Raw genomic sequence first — 21,431 nt, 5'->3', positions numbered from 1 at the left:
ATAATCTCCTCGCTGACACACTTGACACAGTGTCCAGGGGCAGAAAACAGGCCGGTGCCGTTCCATGCCCGATTGATCGTCTGAAGAGGTGCCGGCAGCGCGCGTCATGCCACTGCGATAGAGCAGGCGCCACCCGGTAGGAAAGGCAGGAGCCAGCCACGGATGCCGCCGGAAATGAATGGAAAATGGGCCCCCGCAACACAGCGAGGGCCCATTCAATTCACGAACCTTCCGCCGCTTACCGCGGTGCCATGCGGATCGCGCCGTCGAGGCGCACGTCTTCGCCGTTGAAGTAGGTGTTTTCCAGCATGACCATCGCCAGCTTGGCGTATTCTTCCGGATTGCCGAGCCGCTTGGGGAACGGCACCGAGGCGTTGAGCGCTTCGATCGCCTTCTCGGGCAGGCCCATGAGCAGCGGGGTGTGGAAGATGCCGGGCAAAATCGTGTTCACGCGGATGCCCTCGCCCATCAGGTCGCGCGCGATCGGCAGGGTCATGCCGACGACGCCGCCCTTCGATGCCGAGTAGGCGGCCTGGCCGATCTGGCCGTCTTCCGCGGCGACGCTCGCGGTGTTGACGATCGCGCCACGCTCGCCATCCTCGTTCAGCGGGTCGAGCGTCAGCATGCCCGCCGCCGAGTGCGCGATGCAGCGGAAGGTGCCGACAAGGTTCACCTGGATCACGAAGTCGAAGGCCGACAGCGGAAAATGCTTGATGCTGCCGTCTTCCTTGGAGCGGCTGGCGGTCTTGATCGCGTTGCCGATGCCAGCGCAGTTCACGAGGATACGCTCCTGTCCGTGCGCCTCGCGCGCTTTGGCGAAAGCGGCGGCGACATCGTCTTCGCTGGTCACATTGACCTTGCAGAAGGTGCCGCCCAGTTCTTCGGCGACCTTCTGGCCTTCGTCTTCCTTCATGTCGAAGATCGCGACCTTTGCGCCCTTCGCCGCAATCGCGCGTGCGGTGGCAAGGCCGAGGCCCGATGCGCCGCCGGTGACGACGGCCGGGGTATTGCTGCTGATTTCCATTCTAGAACTACCTCTCTTCTCCGTTCGCCCTGAGCTTGTCGAAGGGCTGTCCTTATCTTTCAATCCCGCGCTCTCAGAAAGAGCAGGGCTTCGACAAGCTCAGCCCGAAGGGGTGTGTCAGGTGATGCTCAAAGCGCTTCCACGATGGTGACGTTGGCGACACCGCCGCCTTCGCACATCGTCTGAAGCCCGTACTTCTTCCCCCGCGCCTTGAGCGCGTGGACCAGCGTCGACATCAGCTTGGTACCGCTCGCGCCGAGCGGGTGGCCCAGCGCGATCGCGCCGCCGTTGACGTTGAGCTTGTCCGGGTCGGCGCCGGTGTGCTTCAGCCACGCCATCGGCACAGGGGCGAACGCCTCGTTGACCTCATAAAGATCGATGTCGCCGATGCTCAGCCCCGCTTTCTTGAGCGCCTTGTCGGTCGCGAACAGCGGCTCTTCCAGCATGATCACCGGGTCGCCTGCAGTCACCGTAAGGTCGACGATCCGGGCCAGCGGGGTCAGCCCGTGCTCCTTCAGCATCGCTTCGGACACGATGAGCGCCGCGCTCGACCCGTCGCAGATCTGGCTCGCCAACGCGGCGGTCAGGCGCCCTTCGGGGCTGAGCAGCTTGACGCCGGCAATGCCTTCGAGCGTAGCATCGAACCGAATGCCCTCATCGACCGTGTGCATCTTTTCGCCATCGGGCGTTTCGACCGGGATCGGCACGATCTCTGCGTCGAATGCACCCGCCTTGGTTGCGGCCACTGCCTTCTCGTGGCTGGCGAGCGCGAAGCGATCCATCTCGTCCTTCGAGATGCCGTGCTTCTTCGCCATCATCTCCGCACCGACGAACTGGCTCCACTGGATGCCAGGGTATTTCTCTTCGAGGCCCGGCGACTTATAATTGCCAAGCCCTTCCTTCATATGAAACATCGCGGAGCTGCCCATTGGCACGCGCGTCATGCTTTCGACGCCGCTGGCGATGACCACATCCTGCGTCCCGCTCATCACCGCTTGCGCCGCGAATTGGATCGCCTGCTGGCTGGACCCGCACTGGCGGTCGATCGTGACGGCGGGCGTGCTTTCGGGAAGGTGCTTGGTGGCGAGCACGGCGTTGCGCCCCACCTGCATCGCCTGCTGGCCCGCCTGACTGACGCAGCCCATGATCACATCGTCGACCGCCTTCGGATCGATCCCGGTGCGTTCGATCAGCGCGTCCAGAGTCTGCGCCGCCAGATCGACCGGATGGACCCCGGCCAGCGCCCCACCGCGCTTGCCTCCGGCGGTCCTCACCGCATCGATTATATATGCATCAGCCATGCCTTGCTCTCCCAAGTTTCATTTCGAAACCGAGGTGGCGGGGAGGCGGGACAGTGTCAAGCGAGGCTGTGTCCCAACGCGCGACTCGGAGCGCCCCTCAATACGCCACCCCACCGGAGCGCGGTCGAGCTCCCAGCGCCTTCGTGCGGTTAACCATGTTTCCGGAGACCAGGACCGATTGGTGCGTCATGTTAAAAGATTATTGCGCTGCAACGCACCACTGTCACCGAACTGCCACACGCGATACGTTTCGGCACGAACGGGGACTATAGCTTTTGCAAAATGTCCCTGTGCCGTCCATCAGGAGCTCCATTCCATCTTCCGGTGGCTTTTGCGCGTGGCGTGAAATCGCCGGCAGTGGGGGAATGGACCGGGGGCGCCTTGGTGCTCCCTTGGACGAGCAACTAGAGGGAAATGCTCACAATGAAAAACAACAGCTTTCAAAAGCGGCTTCTGGCGTCGGGTTCGGCGCTGCAAGTCCTGGCGATGGCAGGTGGCGGCCTTGCCGTAGCCTCGATCGCCGCTCCTGCCGCTGCGCAGGACTATACCGCTGGTGCCATCAGCGGTACGGTCGTCGACGATGCCGGTGCTCCGGTTGCGGGCGCGACGGTTTCCGCCACCTCGGTCTCGCAGGGCTTCACCCGCACGGCGACCACCGGCGCGAACGGTAGCTTCAACTTCAACTCGCTTCCTTCGGGCAGCTACAACATCACGGTTACCGGTAGCGGCATCGCCGACTACACCGCCGAAAACGTTCGCGTCCTCGGTGGCCAGTCGGTCAACGTCGAGCTCGCCGTTTCGGCAACCAACGTGATCGTCGTCAGCGGCCAGTCGATCGTGAAGGCCTTCGAAGGCACCACGACCGGCCTGAACGTCGACGTGACCGAACTGTTCACCACCACGCCGATCAATCGCGACCTCACCTCGGTCGTGCTGCAGGCTCCGGGTACCACCCGTGGCGACTCGGCGTTCGGTAACCTGGCTTCGGTCGGCGGTTCGTCCGTTGCTGAAAACGCCTATTACCTCAACGGCCTGAACATCACGAACTTCGACAACTACCTGGGTTCGGCACGCGTTCCGTTCGAATTCTACAAGTCGATCGAAATCAAGTCGGGTGCGTATCCGGCCGAATACGGTCGTGCGACCGGCGGCGTCATCAGCGCGGTGTCCAAGTCGGGTACCAACGAAGTGACCGGCGCGGTGCACGTGAACTGGGAACCCAACTTCCTGCGTTCGCCTGGCAAGAACTTCCAGAGCTGTTCGTACAACGACCTCAGCAACCCGGCGGCGGGCATCGCCTGCACCCCGTCCACCAACCGTGCGCTCGACGAATACGACTCGCTTTCGGTTGTTGGCGAATTGGGCATGCCGATCATCAAGGATCGCCTGTTCGTATACGGCCTGGTCGAACTTCCGCGTACCGAATCGACCACGATCAGCCTGAGCTCGGGCCTCGCCATTCACGACAAGCAGGACGATCCGTTCTGGGGCGTGAAGGTCGATGCGTATCCGATCGACGGCCAGCACCTCGAACTGACCATGTTCGACACCACGCGTACCACGCGTCGTGACTACTACTCGTACAGCCCTGCCAACGGGATCGGCCTTGCCGGTTCGGTTCAGGACTTCAACTTCGGTGGTCTGAGCTACGTTGGTAAGTACACCGGCAACTTCACCGACTGGCTGACCATCTCGGCCGCCTACGGTAAGATGAAGGACAACTTCGAAAACGTCGGCGTGGCCGGTGATGCCGCCCTTCCCGACGTGCGCAACGTCGGCGGTGCGACCAACACCTACGCTCCGGGTACTCCGGGCACGGGCAACTTCGCCACGGACGGCGCGGGCAACCCGATCCTGCCGTACCTCGCGTACACCAACGGCCAGGCTTCGGCTTCGACCAGCAGCCCGTACACGACCGAGCGTGAGTTCTATCGTGCCGACGTCGACCTGTTCTTCAACGCGCTGGGTGAACACCACATCCGCGCCGGTTTCGACCAAGAAGACAACACGCTGGAAGAAGCGGCGGTTCGCACCGGCGGCCAGTATCTGCTCGATAACGGGATCCTTACTCCCGAAGCCTTCAACGCCGGTTACGGCAATGCTGGCCTGTATTATCAGCTGATCAACTCGTCGATCCTGCAGATCAACTACTTCAACTCCTCGGGTGCGTTCAAATCGCGCAACCGCGCGTTCTACATCCAGGACGAGTGGCAGCCGTTTGATGGCCTGACCCTGAGCCTCGGCGCCCGTCGCGACGACTTCGTCGTGAAGAAGGCCGACGGTTCGGACTACGTGACGCAGAAGGAAAACTATGCGCCGCGTATCGGCCTGACCTACGAACTGTTCCCGGAAAGCAATGGTCGCGTTAAGGCGTTCTACGGTCAGTATTACCTGCCGTTCGCTTCGAACACCGCGTTCCGTCAGGTTGGTTCGGAAATCTACATCCGTGAACGCTTCTACTACGACGGCTTCAACGGTGACGGCGTTCCGATCCTGACCGGTCAGTTCACCGGTAGCTCGACCTATCAGAACAACTGCCCGATCCAGCTGACCACCTATCCGTTCTCGGACGGTCAGCACTGTAACGTGACCGGCAATGGTGATGTTGCAGCGTCGGACGCGCTGATCGATGCCAACCTTAAGGCAACCAAGGAAACCGAATGGGTCCTGGGTTACGAACAGGATGTCTTCGGTCTTCGCCTCGGGTTGAACTACATCCACCGTGAACTGAACCGCACCGCGGAAGACGTTGCCATCGACGAAGCAGTGAACAACTACTGCGCCGCCAACGGCATCACCGGCTGCTCGTCCACCTGGACCGGCTTCCACCAGTACGTCATCACGAACCCCGGTTCGGACATGACGGTTGCGCTGGATGCCTTCAATCCGGCTCTCGATGGCCGCGTCGTGACGTTCACGGCCGCCGAACTGGGCTATCCGAAGGCGAAGCGTACCTACGACGCGGTTGAATTCACCTTCAATCGTCCGTGGGACGGCGTGTGGACCCTCTCGGGCAGCTACACCTGGTCGAAGAGCAAGGGTAACTCGGAAGGCTTCGTGCAGTCCGACTTCGGTCAGGATGACGCCGGCATCACGCAGGACTTCGACCAGCCGGGCTTCACCGATGGTGCGTACGGCTATCTGCCGAACGACCGTCGCCACCGCTTCAAGCTGTGGGGTTCGTACCGCTTCGACGAGAAGTTCACCGTTGGCTTCAACGCCACGCTGGACTCGCCGCGTCCGCTTAGCTGCTTCGGCTACAACCCGGGCTCGGATCCGTTCGGCAGCGGCCCGTACACGGACTTCGGCAATGCGTACGGCGCTGCGTCGCACTACTGTAACGGTGTGCTCTCGCCGCGTGGTACTGCTCAGGAAAGCGACTGGGTCAGCCAGCTCGACCTGAAGTTCGCTTACGACGTCAAGATCGATGCGGACCGCAAGGTCACCTTCCGCGCGGACGTGTTCAACCTGTTCAACTCGCAGGCTGTCATTTCCCGCAACGAAGTTGGCGAAATCGACGACGGTTCGGGTGCGGCAGACTCGTACATCCTGTCGCCGAACTACGGCAACCCGACGGGTTACCAGACGCGCCGCTACGTGCGTCTCGGTGTGGACGTCGCCTTCTAAAGACGACGGCCCAAGGCCAAACAAAGAGGGGGCGGACTTCGGTCCGCCCCCTTTTTTGTGTGCCGATTGCACGTGCGGCCAGGGCCTCGGCGTCGGACGAACGGAAGCACCCTCACCCTCCGATTGGCGGCGAGGCATTGCTTCGTCAGGCTTTCAGGTTGTCTCCGCCAGCTACGCCGACGAAAATCCGGCGATCAGCCGTAATAGGCATCCCTGAAAGGCGCGAGCTGATCAGCAAAGCGATCCGACTTGCCGATCGCATCGGTCGAAATCGCCGATCGCACCTGCTTCACGCTGGCCGTGCGAACCTTGCGCCGGTTCTTGTGGAACTCGAACACCTGCGGTTCCAGCTCCAGCCCGGCATGGTCGAAGATGCGCCCGATCCATTCTTCGGGCGACTGCACCAGCTCTTCGTAGGGGACCGTCAGGATTTGCTCGGGAAACAGCTCAGCCCAGTGCCGGTAGAGCCTGTCTTCGAGCCGCATCTGGTGCGCGATGTCCGTCATCGACCAGCTCCACGTCACCGACGAAGTGAAGAATGCGCGGTAGCTCGACAGCGCGATATCTTCGGGCCGACGGCGCATCCAGACGACCCGCGCATCGGGCATCATGTGGAGCAGCAACCCCATTACCATCGACTGGCTCAGCGTCTTGTCGACCACCAGCCCGCCCCCGGGGAAGCGCATCCGCAGCATCTTGTGATAATCGGTGGCGAGATCGCCCCACGGGTCCTTGCCAGAAACCCGGTCCTGATAGGCGAGCGCGCCCGCAAACGTCTGGTCCTGCGTCGGGATCAGCGAAGGCTGCACCAGATTGACCTCAGCCCCGTCGGACACGCGCGAGTGGCTGACAAGGATCGACTCGACCAGCGTCGTGCCGGAGCGCGGCATCCCGTTGACGAAAATGGAGCGCTGTCCAGCGAAGCGCGATGGGGCGAGCTGGGCCAACGATTCACGGCTGAAGTCGGCCAGTAACCCTTCGGCGAAGGCCGTCTGCGCCGCACGGTCGTACGGCTGGTCCTGCCGGCGCAAGGCCGCGCCTTTCTCGTACTTCGCGAAGCCCTGCTCCACTTCGCCCATGTCGACCAGCGCCTTGCCCAACGCGTAGTAATAGCGAGCGCGAGTGAGCGTATCGACCCCGCCCATCTGCGATTCGATCGCTGAGAGCCCGGCGAAGTCGGGGTCACCCGGCTCGAAGGTCTTGATCATCGACAAGGCAAACCAGCTCTGCGGCGAACCGGGCGCCAGCTGCAGCGATCGGCGCAGCAGCGCCTCGGCGCGTTCGAACTCACCGTTTTCGCTGGCTATCGTGCCGCGGAAATGCAGCACTGCGGGGTGGTCCTGCGCCTGCGGCGGGAGACGATCGAGCAGTTCGATACCCTGTTCGGAGCGGCCCACTTGCGCCAGCGATCCACAATGGCCCAGCAGACGGTCGAGCGAGATCGGTTCGGACATTGCGAAGCGCCGCGACGCCTCTATGCCGAGATCGATTTCCCCGATCTTGGTTGCGAGCTTGCTGACGCTGCCCCAGCGATCGCCGGTTTGCTCACCTGCGCGCAATTCCTGCGCTATGAGTGCCGCAGCGCGCCGTCGGTCACCGGCCTCAAGGGCCGCAACTGCATCCAGAATTCGCGATTTTTTGACAGCCATCGTGGGGCTTCTAGCACCCGGTCGATGGCTGTCCATATCGGCACGCGCGCGGGGGTCCCGTCAGGAGACTTCCATCTCCAGTTGCCCGTCGCCTTCGTCGATCCTGACCGTGCTGCCATCGGGGATCTCTCCCTGTAACAGCTTCTCGGCGAGCGGGTCCTGTACGTAGCGCTGCACCGTCCGCTTGAGCGGGCGCGCGCCGTAAACGGGATCGTAGCCGACCCGGCCCAGCCAGCGTTTGGCGGCGTCGGTCAGTTCAAGCTCGATCTTGCGATCGGCGAGCAGCTTTTGCACGCGGGCCACCTGCAATTCGACGATCGGCGCCATGTCCGCCTGGCCGAGCCGGTGGAACAGGATGATTTCATCCAGCCGGTTGAGGAATTCAGGGCGGAAATGCCCGCGCACCACGTCCATCACCTGCGGCTCGACATCGCTGACCTGCTGGTCGTCAGTCATGTTGGAAAGGTATTGGCTGCCGAGGTTCGACGTCAGAATGATGAGGGTGTTGGAAAAGTCCACCACCCTGCCCTGCCCGTCGGTCAGGCGCCCGTCGTCGAGCACCTGCAGCAGCACGTTGAATACGTCGCTGTGCGCCTTCTCGACCTCGTCGAACAGGACGACCTGATAGGGTCGCCGACGAACCGATTCGGTAAGAACGCCGCCTTCTTCGTAACCGACATAGCCCGGAGGCGCGCCGATCAACCGCGCGACGGCGTGCTTTTCCATGAATTCGCTCATGTCGATGCGAACCATCGCATTGTCGTCATCGAACAGGAACTGCGCCAGTGCCTTGGTCAGCTCGGTCTTGCCGACGCCGGTCGGCCCGAGGAACAGGAAGCTGCCCAGCGGACGGCCCGGGTCTTTCAGCCCCGCCCGGGCGCGGCGCACGGCCTTGGACACCGCCTCGACCGCAGCGGTCTGGCCGATGACGCGCTTACCCAGCATCTCTTCCATCTTGAGCAGCTTGTCGCGCTCGCCTTCGAGCATCCGGTCGACCGGGATGCCGGTCCAGCGCGCGACAACGCCCGCGATATCCTCTTCGGTCACTTCCTCGCGCAGCAACGCGTTGGAGGTGTGGCCTTCGGCTTCCTTGAGCTTGTTCTCTAGCTCCGGAATGCGCCCGTATTGCAGCTCGCCCGCCTTGGCGAGATCGCCCGCCCGCTGCGCCTGCTCCAGTTCGATGCGTGCGGCATCGAGGTCTTCCTTGATCCGCGATTCGGCCTGAATCTTGTCGCGTTCGCCCTGCCAGCGGGTGGTCAGTTCGGAGGACCGCTGTTCCAGATTGGCGAGGTCTTCGCGCAGGTTTTCCAGCCGTTCCCGGCTCGCTTCGTCGCTTTCCTTGGCGAGCGCCTGCTCCTCGATCTTGAGCTGGATGATCCGCCGGTCGAGGCCTTCGATCTCCTCGGGCTTGCTCTCCACCTCCATGCGGATGCGGCTCGCCGCCTCGTCCATCAGGTCGATCGCCTTGTCGGGCAGGAAGCGGTTCTGGATGTAGCGGTTGGAAAGCTGCGCGGCGGCGACGATCGCGCCGTCGGTGATCCGCACGCCATGGTGCAGTTCGTACTTATCCTTGATCCCGCGCAGGATGCTGATCGTATCCTCGACGCTGGGTTCCTCGATATAGACCGGCTGGAAACGGCGCTGCAGCGCCGGGTCTTTCTCGACGTATTTCTGATATTCGTCGAGCGTGGTCGCGCCGATGCAGTGCAGCTCGCCGCGCGAAAGCGCCGGCTTGAGAAGGTTGGACGCATCCATGCTGCCTTCCGAGGCCCCCGCCCCGATCAGCGTGTGCATCTCGTCGATGAACAGGATGATCTGCCCGTCCGATCCCTTCACTTCGTCGAGCACGGCTTTCAGCCGTTCCTCGAACTCGCCACGGTATTTCGCGCCCGCGATCAGCGCGCCCATGTCGAGCGCCATCAGCGTGCGGTTCTTGAGGCTGTCGGGCACGTCGCCATTGGCGATGCGCAGCGCGAGGCCTTCGGCGATCGCGGTCTTGCCGGTGCCGGGCTCGCCGATCAGCGCAGGGTTGTTCTTGGTCCGGCGCGCGAGGATCTGCACCGTGCGGCGGATTTCCTCGTCGCGGCCGATGACCGGGTCGAGCTTTCCGTCGCGCGCCGCCTGCGTCAGGTCGCGCGCGTATTTCTGCATCGCATCGTAAGCCTGTTCGGCGTTCGCGCTGTCGGCGGTGCGTCCGCCGCGCAGGTCGGCGATCGCGCGCTCCAGCGCCTTCGCATCCACGCCCGCATCGGCCAGCGCAGCGCCAGCCTTGCTGTTCGAAGCGAGCGCAAGAGCGACCAACAGCCGCTCGACAGTGACGAAGCTGTCGCCGGACTTCTCCGCGATCTGCTGCGCCTGGTCGAGCACGCGCACCGAATCATTGTCGAGCCCCGGGCTCGCCTGTGCGCCGCCGCCGGTCACTGCCGGGATGCGCGCCAGCTCATCGTCGACCCGCTGTTCCGCTTTCACCGGATCGCCGCCTGCGCGCTGCACCAGCCCGGCCGCCATCCCTTCGCTGTCGTCGAGCAGCACCTTGAGGATGTGCAGCGGCGTGATGCGCTGGTGGTTGAGGCGGATTGCGGTGGTTTGCGCGGACTGGAGAAAGCCCTTTGCGCGGTCGGTGAAGTTTTCGAGGTTCATTCCGGTTTCCCTGTAAGAACGTGCCCTTCAGATAGTGCCGCCTTCGTACCCCACAAGATTTGAGAAGCCGTTTCGCCTACGACCCATGCCGTTGGTCGACCGCCTTGCGGAAGGTATCGATATAGGCCTGCGCGCTGGCCAACGGATCGGCGGCCTTGCCCGTCGGCGCCGGTCGCGGGCTTGCCAGCACCGCCTCTATCCCGCGCGCCACGGCTTTTGCCTCCCGGCTTTCGAGAAGGCGTCCCGATCCCGGGTCGACCAGCAATTCGCGCATTGCCACGCTGCTTTCTGTCGCGACGACGGGAGTACCTGTCGACAGGGCCTCTATCACCACGTTCGGCCGCCCTTCGTAGCGCGAGGTGAGCAGCAGCAGGTCGGCACGTTCGATGACTTCCTCCAGCCCTTCGACGAAGCCCGGCAGGAACACCTGCCCGGTCAGGCCCAGACGTTCGATCAATGCGGTCAGCTTGGCGCGCTCGCTCCCCTCGCCATAGATGATCAGCGGACGACCGCCGGTGTCGGCCTGGGCATAGGCACGGATCGCCACATCCCATGCCTTTTGCGGTTCGAGCCGCCCGATGCCGAGGATGTAGTTGGGAGCAAGCGGCAGCGCGGCGGGTCCGCCGCCCACGGCGAGGTGCGGATTTTCGATAATATCGATCCGCTCTCGCGGAACTCCGGTGCGCGCCACCGCATCTTCCGCCATCGCGCGCGACATCGCCACCACCCGATCGGCAAAGCGGTGATGCTGGCCGACCCACACCCGGTTGGCGACCTGCATCGGCCACGACATGTCCTTGCGCGCAAGATCGTTCGAAACCTTCCACACGATCGGCGGGCTGCGATCCTTGAGATGCAGGCGAATCCGCGCCGCAGCAGAAGTGTAGTGGTTGCCAGGGCAGAAGAAGATGTCGGGCGCCACCTTGCCGATCGCCTCCGCCGCAGTCTTGCGGCCGCCGAAATGCGGCACCCACTCGACATCCGTCGGCAGGTCGACGCGCAATTGCCGTTCGACCGGTGAAGCCAGGATCGCGACCTGGTGGCCAAGCTCCATCCAGTCGTGCGCGAGCCGCACCGCGACCCGCTCTACCCCGCCGCCCTTGTAGTGTTCGAGCCAGGTTGCGATTTTGAGCGGGCGGCTCATTCGGCGACGAGCTTTGTGTTCACCGCCCCGGTCTCACCCGCGATGGGGTCCCAGCCGGGCGGGCCACCCCGTCGCTCCGGCCTTGCAGTCGATCGCGTGGGCTGCCCCTGCGCAGAGATAATTGTGGGCGCGCAGCTGTGGACATGCCGAGCGCGCAGCCTGGCGATCAGCCGCCTGGCACTGCGCGCGCAAGCCACCGGCGACACCCGAGGCGGCATCGCCATGGAGCGGGCGAGGTTTGCTGCGTAATCGCAATGGTCCGTGGCGATAAGGGCAATCTGCATAGCGCGGCAAATGCCTCTAGCTGCCCCCGGCAACGATTGACAGTGCTTCCAAAGCGTTCATAGCACCGCCCATGACGGAGAGGCCGGAAGGCGAAAGCAGTTTCGCTGCAAAAGCGATGCCGTGGTTGAGACGTGCCTTCAGTGTCGGCATCGTCTGCTACGTGCTGTGGCGGCTGACGCAATTCGGTTGGGGCGAACTGCTCGCCAACCTCCCCCAGAACCCTGCATTCTATGTCGTACAGGTGCTTGCCTACACCGTTCTGCCGGTGTGCGAGATCGTCATTTTCAGCAAGCTGTTCCAGCGCAATCTGCGCTCTCAATGGCCGGTTTTCCTGCGCAAGAGGGCGCTGAACAACTCGGTTCTGGGCTATTCGGGGGAAGCATTCCTGGTTTTCTGGGCGAAGGATCGCCTGGGGCTGCGGCGGCGTGATGCGCTGTCCTACATCAAGGACAACGTACTGCTTTCGGGCTTCACCACCGCTGCCTTCGCGATCATGGCGGCGGGCGCGCTGATCCTGCTGCATCCCAAGCTGCTCGCAAAAAACGAACTGATGCAGACGAGCGAAAAATCGTTCCTGCTGTTCGCAGTCCTGTTCGGCGTGGCGCTGCTGGCGGGGCATCTTTTTCGTCGCAAACTGTTCGGAATCGGGACGAAACTGATCCTTCTGGTCGTGGCGATCCACGCCACGCGGCTGGTGATCAATTATTCGCTGCAGATCGTGCAGTGGGATATCGGCATTCCGGAAGGGTCGCTGATCCTGTGGTTCACGCTGATCACGGTGCAACTGGTGATCTCGCAATTGCCGCTTTTGCCCAATCGCGACCTGCTGTTCGTCGCCTTCATCCTTGAGTTCGCGCCCGCGAGTGGCGTCGACCCAGCGGCACTGCGGGCAATGATCCTTGTCATTTTCCTGATTTACCAGTTATTTAATTACACAGTCCTCCTCGCAACAATGGCGCTGCCCTCGGCACGCGCATTCGAGGAGGCAGAGGGGGAGCCGGCATGATTCGCATTCTCAAATGGACCGGAGCAATCGTGGTCCTGTTGCTGCTGATCGCAGCGATCGGTCTGATGACCTGGGAACCGTTTTTCGCCACCAAGGGCACCCCACCCGCAGGGAACCGCACCTACACCGCTGAGATCATCCGCGACGATTTCGGCGTCCCGCACATCTACGGCAAAACCGACGCGGACGTCGCCTATGGCGTCGCCATCGCGCATAGCGAGGACGATTTTACCACCCTGCAGGATGTCGTCGCGATGAGCCGCGGGCGCTACGGCGCAATTGCGGGGCAGGAAGGCGCGGCGGTCGACTATGCCTACCACCTGCTCGACGCGCGCGGCACGGCGGAGCGCAAATGGAAAACGCTGCCCGCTGATACGCGCGCGCTGCTCGATGCCTATGCGGTCGGCCTGAACGATTATGCGCGGGACCATCCGGGCGAGGTGAAGCTGGGCAACCTGTTCCCGGTCAACGGGATAGACATCGCCGCGGGCTTTGCGCTGCGCCAGCCGTTCTTCTTCGGCCTCGACCGCTACATGGGTCCGCTGGTTGCGGGCGATCCGCTGCCGCCCGAGTACGGTCCGTCGCTGGACGGCAAGACGCCCACCGATGCGATCGACGACGCACCGCGGATCATGGACGACGATGCGAAGGCACCGGGCAAGACCGCGTTGGCGCGTCCCTTGCCGATGGGTGAAGATGCGGAATACGCGGGCTCCAATGCCTTTGCCGTCGCGCCCGAGAAATCGGGCGGGCCAACCATTCTCGTCTCCAATTCGCACCAGCCCTGGCGCGGCGGGGTCGCGTGGTACGAACTGGTCGTCGAAAGTGGAGACGGCTGGCACTATGCGGGCGCGAACTTCCCCGGCAGCCCCTTCCCCTTCCTGGGCCATAACGAGGACCTGGGCTGGACCAACACGGTCAACACGCCCGACATGATCGATATCTACAAGCTGGAGCTGGACGACAGCGGCACGCGCTATCGACTCGATGGCAAGTGGCACGATCTCGAAGCGACCAGCTTCACACTCCCCGTGCGCTTCGGCCCCTTCACCCTTCCGATCCGGCGCACGGTCTATCGCAGCGTCCACGGTCCGGTGATCAAGAACGATCAGGGCGCGTTTGCGCTGCGTTACGGCGGGATGGGCAGCATCGCACAGCTCGACGCATATTACCGGCTCAACAAGGCGAAGAGTTACGACGAATGGCGCGCGATCATGGCGCGCGGCCAGGTACCCTCGACCAACTTCATCTACGGCGACAAGCAGGGCAACATTGCCTACATCTACAACGCCGCCATCCCCCAGCGACAGGAAGGCCCCGACTGGCGGCACGTCCTGCCCGGCAACGACAGCAAGCTGATCTGGCAGCGCACGGTCGATTACGACACCCTGCCGCAATATTTCGACCCGGCGAGCGGCTGGCTGATGAATGCGAACAACACGCCGTTCGTCGCCGCGGGACCGGGCAGCGACCTGTCGCCCGACAGCGTACCGCCGGTGATGGGGGTCGAACTGAAGATGACCAACCGCGCGCGGCGCGCATGGAAGCTGATGAACGAGGCGAGCCCGCTCGACAGCGATACGCTGATGCGGATCAAGTTCGACACCGGCTATGAAAACGCAGGCTACATCAAGCGGATGCTCGACGATATTCGCGCGATCGACCCGAGTGAGCATCCCGATCTCGCCGAAGCGCGCAAGCTAATGCTCGACTGGGATTTGACCTCGGACAATATTGGCCAGTCGGATGCGATCGCGCTGCTGATGGTCAAGCCGTACATGGCCGCGAGCTACCAGAAGTCGGCCTGGCCCAATGCTGTCGAGGAGCTCACGCGTTCGAAAGACCACCTTCAGAAATACTTCGGCACGCTGACTCCGCGGATGAGCGATCTGCTGCGCTTGCGGCAGGGCGACGTCGATCTGCCGCTCGACGGCGGATCGGACACGCTGCGCGCCTCGACCACGTGGGACATCGACGACGACGGTCGTCTTTCGGTCAAGCATGGCGACAGCTTTATCCAGTGGGTCGAATGGCTCGACGGCAAACGGGTCACCTCGCGCTCCATCCAGCCCTATGGCGCGGCGATCACGCGGCCCGACAGCCCGCATTTCGCAGATCAGGCTCCGCTGTTCGTCCAGCACCGCTTGAAGCCGGTCCATTTCTGGCGAGACGATGTGGTAGCATCTGCCGCATCTAGGAAGACGGTTTCCAGCAAGCGCTGACCACGCCATTTCAGTATTCGATTTCAGACATTTAGTCGCGACAAGGGAAAGAATCATGTTCCGTACCACTAAGACCAGCCTCACCGCGCTCGCCGTAGCGCTCGCCACCCCCGCCGTGATGGCGGTTCCGGCCCAGGCGCAGGACGCGGCCGAACAGCCCGCTCCGCTGGAGAACCTGGTCGAACAGGTCGCGATTCCCTACGACCAGTTCCAGCTCGACAACGGACTGACCGTAATCGTCCACGAAGACCGCAAGGCGCCGATCGTCGGCGTCGCGGTGTGGTACAATGTCGGTTCGAAGGACGAGCCCAAGGGCGAAACGGGCTTTGCCCACCTTTTCGAACACCTGATGTTCAACGGCAGCGAAAACGCGCCGGACGATTTCTTCAAGTACCTGCAGGAAATGGGCGCGACCGATTACAACGGCACGACCGATTTCGACCGGACCAACTATTTCGAAACCGTCCCCACCGGCGCGCTGGAACGCGCACTGTGGCTGGAAAGCGATCGCATGGGCTATCTGCTCGGCGCGATCACGCAGGAAAAGCTCGATAACCAGCGCGGCGTCGTCCAGAACGAGAAGCGGCAGGGCGACAACCAGCCCGGCGGCCTGGTGTTCTACGAAATCATCAAGACGCTCTATCCCGAAGGGCACCCCTACGATCACAACGTGATCGGTTCGATGGCCGACCTCGACGCGGCGACGATGTCGACCGTGCAGAACTGGTTCCGCGACAACTATGGCCCCAACAACGCCACGCTGGTGCTCGCAGGGGATATTTCCGCCGCCGAAGCCAGGCCGCTGGTCGAGAAATATTTCGGTCCCATCGCACGCGGTCCGGTGAACGACCCCGCGCAGGCCGACGTCCCTGTGCTGAAGGAAAACGTCCGCACGGTGATGAAGGATCAGGTCGCGGCGACCAGCATCGACAAGTATTACTCCGTTCCCGGCATCACCGACCGCGACCTGACCGCGCTCAACGTAGGCGCGCAGATCCTCGGAGGTCTCTCGTCGAGCCGTCTCGACAACGCACTCGTCCGCGACGAACAGATCGCGATCAGCGTGAACGCAGGCAACTACGCGTTCCAGCGGGTCGGCATCCTCGACATCGGCGCAACCGCGAAGCCGGGCGTCGATCCGGCCGTGGTCGAGAAGCGGCTGAATGAGATCATCGCAGATTTCATCAAGAACGGCCCCACCGAAGACGAAGTACGCCGCGCAGCGACCTCCAGCCTTGCCGGAACGATCCGCGGGCTGGAAGAGGTCGGCGGTTTCGGCGGCAAGGCGGTCACGCTGGCCGAGGGCGAAGTCCTTGCCGGCGATCCCGGTTTCTTCGAGCGTCAGATGAACATCCTCGCCACCCTGACCCCGGGTGACGTGAAGGCGGCCATGCAGAAATGGATGACCCGCCCGGCGATGACGCTGGTGCTGGAACCGGGCGAACGAGAAGGCGAATACGAAGAGGCCGCAAGCGTTGCTGCCGCAGACGATGCGACCGACGCCGCACCCGCCGCCAACGAAATCACGGTGACAAAGGTTCGCCCGGCTCCCGAGATTTCCCAGCTCACTGCGCTCGATTTCCCGGACGTAACCGAAACGGCGCTGCCCAACGGGATCAAGGTCTATTACGCGCAGCGTGATGCCGTGCCGGCAACCCGCGTGACGATCAGTTTCGATGCGGGCTCCGCCGCAGATCCGATCGACAAGCGCGGTCTCGAAGGCCTGACGTTGGGCCTGATGGACGAAGGCACCACCAGCCTCAATTCGCGCGAGCTGGCCGAAGCGCAGGAGCGCCTCGGTGCCAATATCAGCACGGGTGGCGGGGTCGACCGGTCGACCTTCACGCTCTCTTCGCTGAGCGCGAACCTCGAGCCCTCGCTCGAACTGCTGGCCGACGTCGTGCGCAACCCGGCCTTCGATCCGGCGGAGATCGAACGCGTTCGCACCCAGACCGTCACCAGCATCCAGCAGAGCCTCAAGAGCCCCAGCGGCCTTGCCTATTATGTCGCCTCGCCGCTCGTTTACGGCGCCGACAACCCCTATGGCGGCTCGGGCACGGTGGAGTCGGTCGGCTCGCTGACCCGCGACGATCTGGTGAACTTCAAGCAGACCTGGCTGCGGCCGGACAACGCGACGGTGTTCGTGGTATCCAACCTGCCGCTGGCCGACGTCATGCCCGACCTGGAGGAAGCTTTCGGCAACTGGGCCGCGCCGGCGACGCCCAAGGGCCAGAAGGACTTCAGCTCGCTCGCAGCGGCGCCGGAATCGGCCCGTATCGTGCTGGTCAACCGGCCCAACTCGCCTCAGAGCTTCATTGTCGGCGGCGAGATCACGCCGTACTCCGCCAGCGATGAAACGATCGTCGATCTCACCAACGCCAACAACGCGCTGGGTGGCAACTTCCTCGCCCGGCTCAACATGAACCTGCGCGAGACGAAGGGCTGGAGCTACGGCGTGCGCGGCGGACCGTCGATCAACGAAGGCGCTGTCGCATACTTCGTCCAGGCCCCGGTGCAGGCCGACCGTACGGGCGACGCGTTGGCCGAAATCATCAAGGAAGTCGGCGAGTTCGTCACCACCCGCGGCGTGACCGATGAAGAGCTGACCCGCAACGTGAACAACGAGATCCGCCAGCTTCCCGGCCAGTTCGAAACGTCGAGCGCGGTGCTCGGCGCGATGCAGAACAACGTGAAGTACGGCCGCCCGATGGATTACTACGAAACGCTGGCAGACAAGTATCGCGGCCAGACGGTCGAAAGCCTCGACGCGGCAGCGCGCAAGGCGATCAGCCCCGATCGCTTCGTGTGGGTCGTAGTCGGCGATGCGGAGAAGGTTCGCCCGCAGCTCGATAAACTTGGCCTGCCGATTGAAACCATCGAGGTGGAATAAGCGTTATTGACACGAGTGTAGGTGCGGGCAATGGCCCGCCCTACCGAACCACACGAGAGGAGATGCGCAAATGTCTGTAGCAGGAACCTATGATACCGTCGTGAAGAGCCCGATGGGCGACCAGAAGGGCACGTTCACCGTCGTCCCCGGTGACGATGGCAACACTTTCACCGGCTCGATGGCCGGCGGCATGGGCTCGATGGACGTCAAGGACGGCACCATCGATGGCGACACGCTCAAGTGGAAGATGGACATGACCGTGCCCATGCCGATGGAACTCAACTGCGAAGCGACCGTCGCTGGCGACCAGATGACCGGCAAGGTCAACGCCGGCGCCTTCGGCGACATGCCGCTTACCGGCGAACGCCAGGGCTGAAGCCGGGCATCTTAGCCGCTATGAAGGGGGCCGCCGGAGACGATCCGGCGGCCCTTTTGTTTTTCTCTTGGCGATCGGGCGAAAGCGGGCAAGATAAGCGGCATCGCCAGACTTGCAGGGGGGGTGTTGCGATGAACCGCACGATGGTTGGACTGATCGCCGTGATCTTATTGCTGGTGGGCGCGGTCGCCTTCCTGCTCGGCCAGCGCAACACCGATGCGGATTCGCAGGAGCCCGCGAACGACGAGACCGTCATCGTATCCAGCGACGACGATACCGGCGCCGAGGAACAGCGAGCGTCCGCCACTGCCGCGCCCAAAGCGCTAGCCGTACGCATTGGGCGGGATGGCCCGCACGCCAGCGCCTGCGACAGGATCGGCCGGGTCGCGAACCTGCCCGGCGGGTCGGACGATTTCCTCTCCGTGCGCGAGGCCCCGAGCATCGATGCGACGCGGATCGACAAGCTGGACGACGATGCGCCCTTCTTCGTGTGCGACCGGCAGGGCCAGTGGTACGGGATCGTCTACCTTCCCGATGGCACGCTGGGCGAGCCGGGCCAGTGCGGGCTCGAAAATTCGGTCGGCGCTCCGCAGCCTTATTCGGGCGCGTGCCTGACCGGCTGGGTATCCAGTCGCTATGTCGACGCCAGCGGCACACAGGATTCGGACGAGCCCTATGTGGAGGAAGGCGACGATGCCGGTGGGCCACGTGTCGTCCAGGTCAGCGCAAGCGGCCCCTCGCAGGTAATCGCGGTAACCCGGCTCTCCGCCAAGGCCGAGAGCGAATATGACAAGCCGGTAGGCCAGCGGCCCGACGGCAACCGGGTCAGCTGCCGCGAAACAGGCACCGGCGATGCCGCGTGGACCTGCTCGGCAACCTACACGCTCACGAACTAGGCCGCTCGAACCCGCCGCGCAGCGCCTGATAGGCCGCCGCGGCGACGGTATTGGCGAGATTGAGCGAGCGGACCTTGTCGCTCTTCATTGGCAGGCTGACCATCTGCGCGCGGTGAGCTTCCACGATCTCCTCTGGCAGCCCCTTCGTTTCGCGCCCGAACACGAGGTAGGCATCCTCCGGATACGCGGGCTCGTAGAAACTGCGCGGCGCGTATTCCTCGAACAGGAAAAGCTGGTCGGCGCGCGGCATGCGTTCAGCCAGGAAGGCCTCCCAGCTGGGAAATTCCGCCAGCCGGATATGCTGCCAGTAATCCAGCCCCGCCCGCTTCAGCCGCGTATCGGTGATTGTGAAGCCGAGCGGGTGGATCAGCACCAGCTCCATGTCCAGCGCCACGCAGGTACGCCCGACCGCGCCGGTGTTACCGGCGATCTCGGGGTTGACGAGGACGATGCTGAGGCGCGGGTCGATCATCGCCCGCGCCTAGCCAAAGCCGCCCGATCGGCAAAGCTTTCGGTTATTTCTCGATCGAAAAGTCGAAGATCCGCGATGTCTGTGCGCCCACTGCTGCGGCGCCCGTGCCACCGCCGGTAGAGGAGGAGTAGATGAAGCCATATTCCCCGGGCTGCAGGTCGGCCTGCGGGGTCACTTCGAACACGCCGGGGGCAATCCGCTCATAGTCGAAACCGATCTGGTCCTTGTCCATCACCCCGGCCTTGGCGCCGCCGATGTTGAACTTGCCCACCTTCGCCTCGCGCCGGTTCTTCTTCACCTTGAATTCCACCAGACTGAATTCGGCGGGCGACGTCACCGCACCCGCCACCCAGAAATTGCCACCGCCCCTGTTGGAGAGCGAAGTGTCTGCCTGATCGAAATAGAAGTAGAATGTCGGTCGCTTGTCGCTTGTCTGAACTCGCGCTTCGGAATTTGGGATGACCGCCTTGAAGCTCATCGAGGCAATCCCGCCGGTCAGCGCGTATCCCAAGAATCCGCCGGTCTTGGTCTGGTTGCTGGTGGTCGCATCGATCACCAGCATCTTGGGCTCTTCAAGCCAGTCGGCGAGCATGTAGACACCTGAGGGATGCGGCACCATCGGATCGGGGCTGTCGATCGACCCTGCGACCGAACTGGAAGCCTTGGTGGTGTTCGAAGCCTCGATCATCGCCGCGATCACCGCCGAGGAGACCCCATCCTGCTTCAGCGCGATAAGCGCATCGGTGGTAACATCGAAATTCGCTGGCGAAGCCTGAATCTTGGCAATGATCGCCTCGTCACCCAGCCCGATCGAAGCAAGTTGCACGACCGTTGCGTTGTCGAGCGTCTCCGCCGCCGCAGGAACGGCGGTCGCGAGCGCGACAGACGCCAGAAGAATGCGCAATTTCATCTCAATCCCCCCCAAGTAAACCCCTGCGGTTCTAGCGAAATAGCGAGGGCTGGCAATTGCGATCGCGACCAACCCACGCAGTATTGCCTAGGCCAGCGGAAGGAACAGATCCGCCACCATTTCGCTCTCTGGCAGACCGGGGCCGAAATTGCTCCGCTCGCAGAACAGCGGGTAATCGCGCAGCGTCTCGCCGCTTTCGGGGAGCCAGTTGCGGTAAAGCCAGGTGGCCGGCGCTTCCAGCTCGTCGTTCACACCGACAAGCCTGAGCCGCGCGCAGCGCCCGGCGGGGATGCTCGCGCGCTCCATGCCCTCGCCCGGTTCCAGCCCGGGCATCGCCTGACAGGCAAGGTCGACGCGGACATCTTCGGGTTCCACCCCATGGAAGACATTGAAGGTCCGCGCGACCTGCGGGCCTACTCTGTTCGCCTTGCGCCATGCGATGAAGCGCGAGATCGACCCGTTCAGCGCGGCGGGGTCGCCATGGTGGGTCAGCCGAATGATCGGCACCTCGGAAAAGTCGACGATCTCCAAATCGGCACGATGGAAGTCGGCAGTCATTATCTGTTTCCTTGCGTTGTCATACGGCGTGATTGCCGTCTGCCACGCAGCCCAGTCCGGAGCCTTCCTGAACGCGCTGGGGCTGGTCCCGAATTCCGCGCGGAATGCCTTCGCGAACGAATCCGGTGACTGGAAACCCGCCGCCAGCGCGATCTCGATCACCGGCATCTCCGCCCTGCACGCCAGCGCGAACGCCGCACGCTTCATGCGTGACAGGTTCACGTAGCGCTGCACGGAAATGCCGAAGGTCGCCCCGAACTGGCGATGGAAATGAAACTTGCTGAACGCCGCGATGCCCGCGAGCGTCTCCAGCCGCAGGTCGCCGTCGGGGTGCCGGTCGATATGATCCAGCACCCGCGCCATGCGCCTGCGGTAGTTTTCGGCAGCAGTCTCGTTCATCCCATCATCCGTGGCAGGAGGATAGCTAGAGC

General features: G+C 63.3%; 14 protein-coding genes. 6 read left to right on the top strand and 8 right to left on the bottom strand.

Annotation, left to right across the window (positions count from 1 at the left end):
• Window positions 1-238 precede the first annotated feature (238 nt).
• On the bottom strand, window positions 239-1,024 hold the full coding sequence (locus AAG591_RS00975) for an SDR family NAD(P)-dependent oxidoreductase (RefSeq protein ID WP_342529033.1): 786 nt from the start codon (window positions 1,022-1,024) through the stop codon (window positions 239-241).
• A gap of 128 nt (window positions 1,025-1,152) precedes the next feature.
• Complete coding sequence (locus tag AAG591_RS00970) at window positions 1,153-2,325, bottom strand: acetyl-CoA C-acetyltransferase (protein ID WP_342529032.1); 1,173 nt, start codon at window positions 2,323-2,325, stop codon at window positions 1,153-1,155.
• A 423-nt stretch (window positions 2,326-2,748) separates the two neighbouring features.
• Here AAG591_RS00970 and AAG591_RS00965 point away from each other — a divergent pair, with 423 nt between their 5' ends.
• Entirely contained in the window at window positions 2,749-5,952 is a 3,204-nt protein-coding gene (locus AAG591_RS00965; RefSeq protein ID WP_342529031.1) for a TonB-dependent receptor, read from the top strand.
• A 194-nt stretch (window positions 5,953-6,146) separates the two neighbouring features.
• Here the strand turns inward: AAG591_RS00965 and AAG591_RS00960 are convergent, their stop codons facing one another.
• The 3 genes from AAG591_RS00960 to AAG591_RS00950 all read right to left on the bottom strand — a co-directional run bounded on the left by AAG591_RS00960 (window position 6,147) and on the right by AAG591_RS00950 (window position 11,385).
• Window positions 6,147-7,601, bottom strand: a complete 1,455-nt coding sequence (locus AAG591_RS00960) for a tetratricopeptide repeat-containing sulfotransferase family protein (RefSeq protein ID WP_342529030.1) — start codon at window positions 7,599-7,601, stop codon at window positions 6,147-6,149.
• Window positions 7,602-7,661: 60 nt separating this feature from the next.
• On the bottom strand, window positions 7,662-10,241 hold the full coding sequence (clpB, locus tag AAG591_RS00955; RefSeq protein WP_342529029.1) for an ATP-dependent chaperone ClpB: 2,580 nt from the start codon (window positions 10,239-10,241) through the stop codon (window positions 7,662-7,664).
• A gap of 76 nt (window positions 10,242-10,317) precedes the next feature.
• Window positions 10,318-11,385: a glycosyltransferase gene (locus tag AAG591_RS00950; RefSeq protein ID WP_342529028.1), complete on the bottom strand. Its 1,068-nt coding sequence runs from the start codon at window positions 11,383-11,385 to the stop codon at window positions 10,318-10,320.
• Window positions 11,386-11,740: 355 nt separating this feature from the next.
• On the opposite strand from AAG591_RS00950, the gene AAG591_RS00945 reads away from it, so the two are divergent.
• The 5 genes from AAG591_RS00945 (at window position 11,741) to AAG591_RS00925 (ending at window position 19,060) form a co-directional block, all read left to right on the top strand.
• Window positions 11,741-12,676, top strand: coding sequence for a hypothetical protein (locus tag AAG591_RS00945; RefSeq protein WP_342529027.1), 936 nt, complete (start codon window positions 11,741-11,743; stop codon window positions 12,674-12,676).
• A complete protein-coding gene (locus AAG591_RS00940; RefSeq protein WP_342529026.1) occupies window positions 12,673-14,898 on the top strand; it encodes an acylase in 2,226 nt (741 codons plus the stop codon). The genes AAG591_RS00945 and AAG591_RS00940 overlap by 4 nt, the downstream gene beginning before the upstream one ends.
• 55 nt (window positions 14,899-14,953) lie before the next feature.
• A complete protein-coding gene (locus AAG591_RS00935) occupies window positions 14,954-17,788 on the top strand; it encodes a M16 family metallopeptidase (RefSeq protein WP_342529025.1) in 2,835 nt (944 codons plus the stop codon).
• Window positions 17,789-17,858: 70 nt separating this feature from the next.
• Window positions 17,859-18,164, top strand: a complete 306-nt coding sequence (locus tag AAG591_RS00930) for a hypothetical protein (protein WP_342529024.1) — start codon at window positions 17,859-17,861, stop codon at window positions 18,162-18,164.
• A gap of 131 nt (window positions 18,165-18,295) precedes the next feature.
• Window positions 18,296-19,060 (top strand): SH3 domain-containing protein, encoded by a 765-nt coding sequence (locus AAG591_RS00925; protein ID WP_342529023.1) that lies wholly within the window; start codon window positions 18,296-18,298, stop codon window positions 19,058-19,060.
• Here AAG591_RS00925 and AAG591_RS00920 read toward each other — a convergent pair.
• From AAG591_RS00920 to AAG591_RS00910, 3 genes are all read right to left on the bottom strand, one after another.
• Window positions 19,050-19,532 (bottom strand): tRNA (cytidine(34)-2'-O)-methyltransferase, encoded by a 483-nt coding sequence (locus AAG591_RS00920; protein WP_342529022.1) that lies wholly within the window; start codon window positions 19,530-19,532, stop codon window positions 19,050-19,052. The genes AAG591_RS00925 and AAG591_RS00920 overlap by 11 nt on opposite strands.
• Window positions 19,533-19,575: 43 nt before the next feature.
• Window positions 19,576-20,442, bottom strand: a complete 867-nt coding sequence (locus tag AAG591_RS00915; protein ID WP_342529021.1) for a hypothetical protein — start codon at window positions 20,440-20,442, stop codon at window positions 19,576-19,578.
• 87 nt (window positions 20,443-20,529) lie between these two features.
• Entirely contained in the window at window positions 20,530-21,399 is an 870-nt protein-coding gene (locus tag AAG591_RS00910; RefSeq protein WP_342529020.1) for an AraC family transcriptional regulator, read from the bottom strand.
• Window positions 21,400-21,431 lie beyond the last annotated feature (32 nt).

This window comes from Citromicrobium bathyomarinum, from assembly GCF_038594485.1.
Lineage (GTDB): Bacteria > Pseudomonadota > Alphaproteobacteria > Sphingomonadales > Sphingomonadaceae > Alteriqipengyuania > Alteriqipengyuania bathyomarina_A.
The sequence above is the reverse complement of the archived record's forward strand: the minus strand, read 5'-3'. Positions and strand labels throughout refer to the sequence as shown.

Bases quoted from the DNA above. Each gene is read 5' to 3' on its own strand.
- AAG591_RS00975 (WP_342529033.1), bottom strand. From the start codon at position 1,024: ATGGAAATCAGCAGCAATACCCCGGCCGTCGTCACCGGCGGCGCATCG.
- AAG591_RS00970 (WP_342529032.1), bottom strand. From the start codon at position 2,325: ATGGCTGATGCATATATAATCGATGCGGTGAGGACCGCCGGAGGCAAG.
- AAG591_RS00965 (WP_342529031.1), top strand. From the start codon at position 2,749: ATGAAAAACAACAGCTTTCAAAAGCGGCTTCTGGCGTCGGGTTCGGCG.
- AAG591_RS00960 (WP_342529030.1), bottom strand. From the start codon at position 7,601: ATGGCTGTCAAAAAATCGCGAATTCTGGATGCAGTTGCGGCCCTTGAG.
- clpB (WP_342529029.1), bottom strand. From the start codon at position 10,241: ATGAACCTCGAAAACTTCACCGACCGCGCAAAGGGCTTTCTCCAGTCC.
- AAG591_RS00950 (WP_342529028.1), bottom strand. From the start codon at position 11,385: ATGAGCCGCCCGCTCAAAATCGCAACCTGGCTCGAACACTACAAGGGC.
- AAG591_RS00945 (WP_342529027.1), top strand. From the start codon at position 11,741: ATGACGGAGAGGCCGGAAGGCGAAAGCAGTTTCGCTGCAAAAGCGATG.
- AAG591_RS00940 (WP_342529026.1), top strand. From the start codon at position 12,673: ATGATTCGCATTCTCAAATGGACCGGAGCAATCGTGGTCCTGTTGCTG.
- AAG591_RS00935 (WP_342529025.1), top strand. From the start codon at position 14,954: ATGTTCCGTACCACTAAGACCAGCCTCACCGCGCTCGCCGTAGCGCTC.
- AAG591_RS00930 (WP_342529024.1), top strand. From the start codon at position 17,859: ATGTCTGTAGCAGGAACCTATGATACCGTCGTGAAGAGCCCGATGGGC.
- AAG591_RS00925 (WP_342529023.1), top strand. From the start codon at position 18,296: ATGAACCGCACGATGGTTGGACTGATCGCCGTGATCTTATTGCTGGTG.
- AAG591_RS00920 (WP_342529022.1), bottom strand. From the start codon at position 19,532: ATGATCGACCCGCGCCTCAGCATCGTCCTCGTCAACCCCGAGATCGCC.
- AAG591_RS00915 (WP_342529021.1), bottom strand. From the start codon at position 20,442: ATGAAATTGCGCATTCTTCTGGCGTCTGTCGCGCTCGCGACCGCCGTT.
- AAG591_RS00910 (WP_342529020.1), bottom strand. From the start codon at position 21,399: ATGAACGAGACTGCTGCCGAAAACTACCGCAGGCGCATGGCGCGGGTG.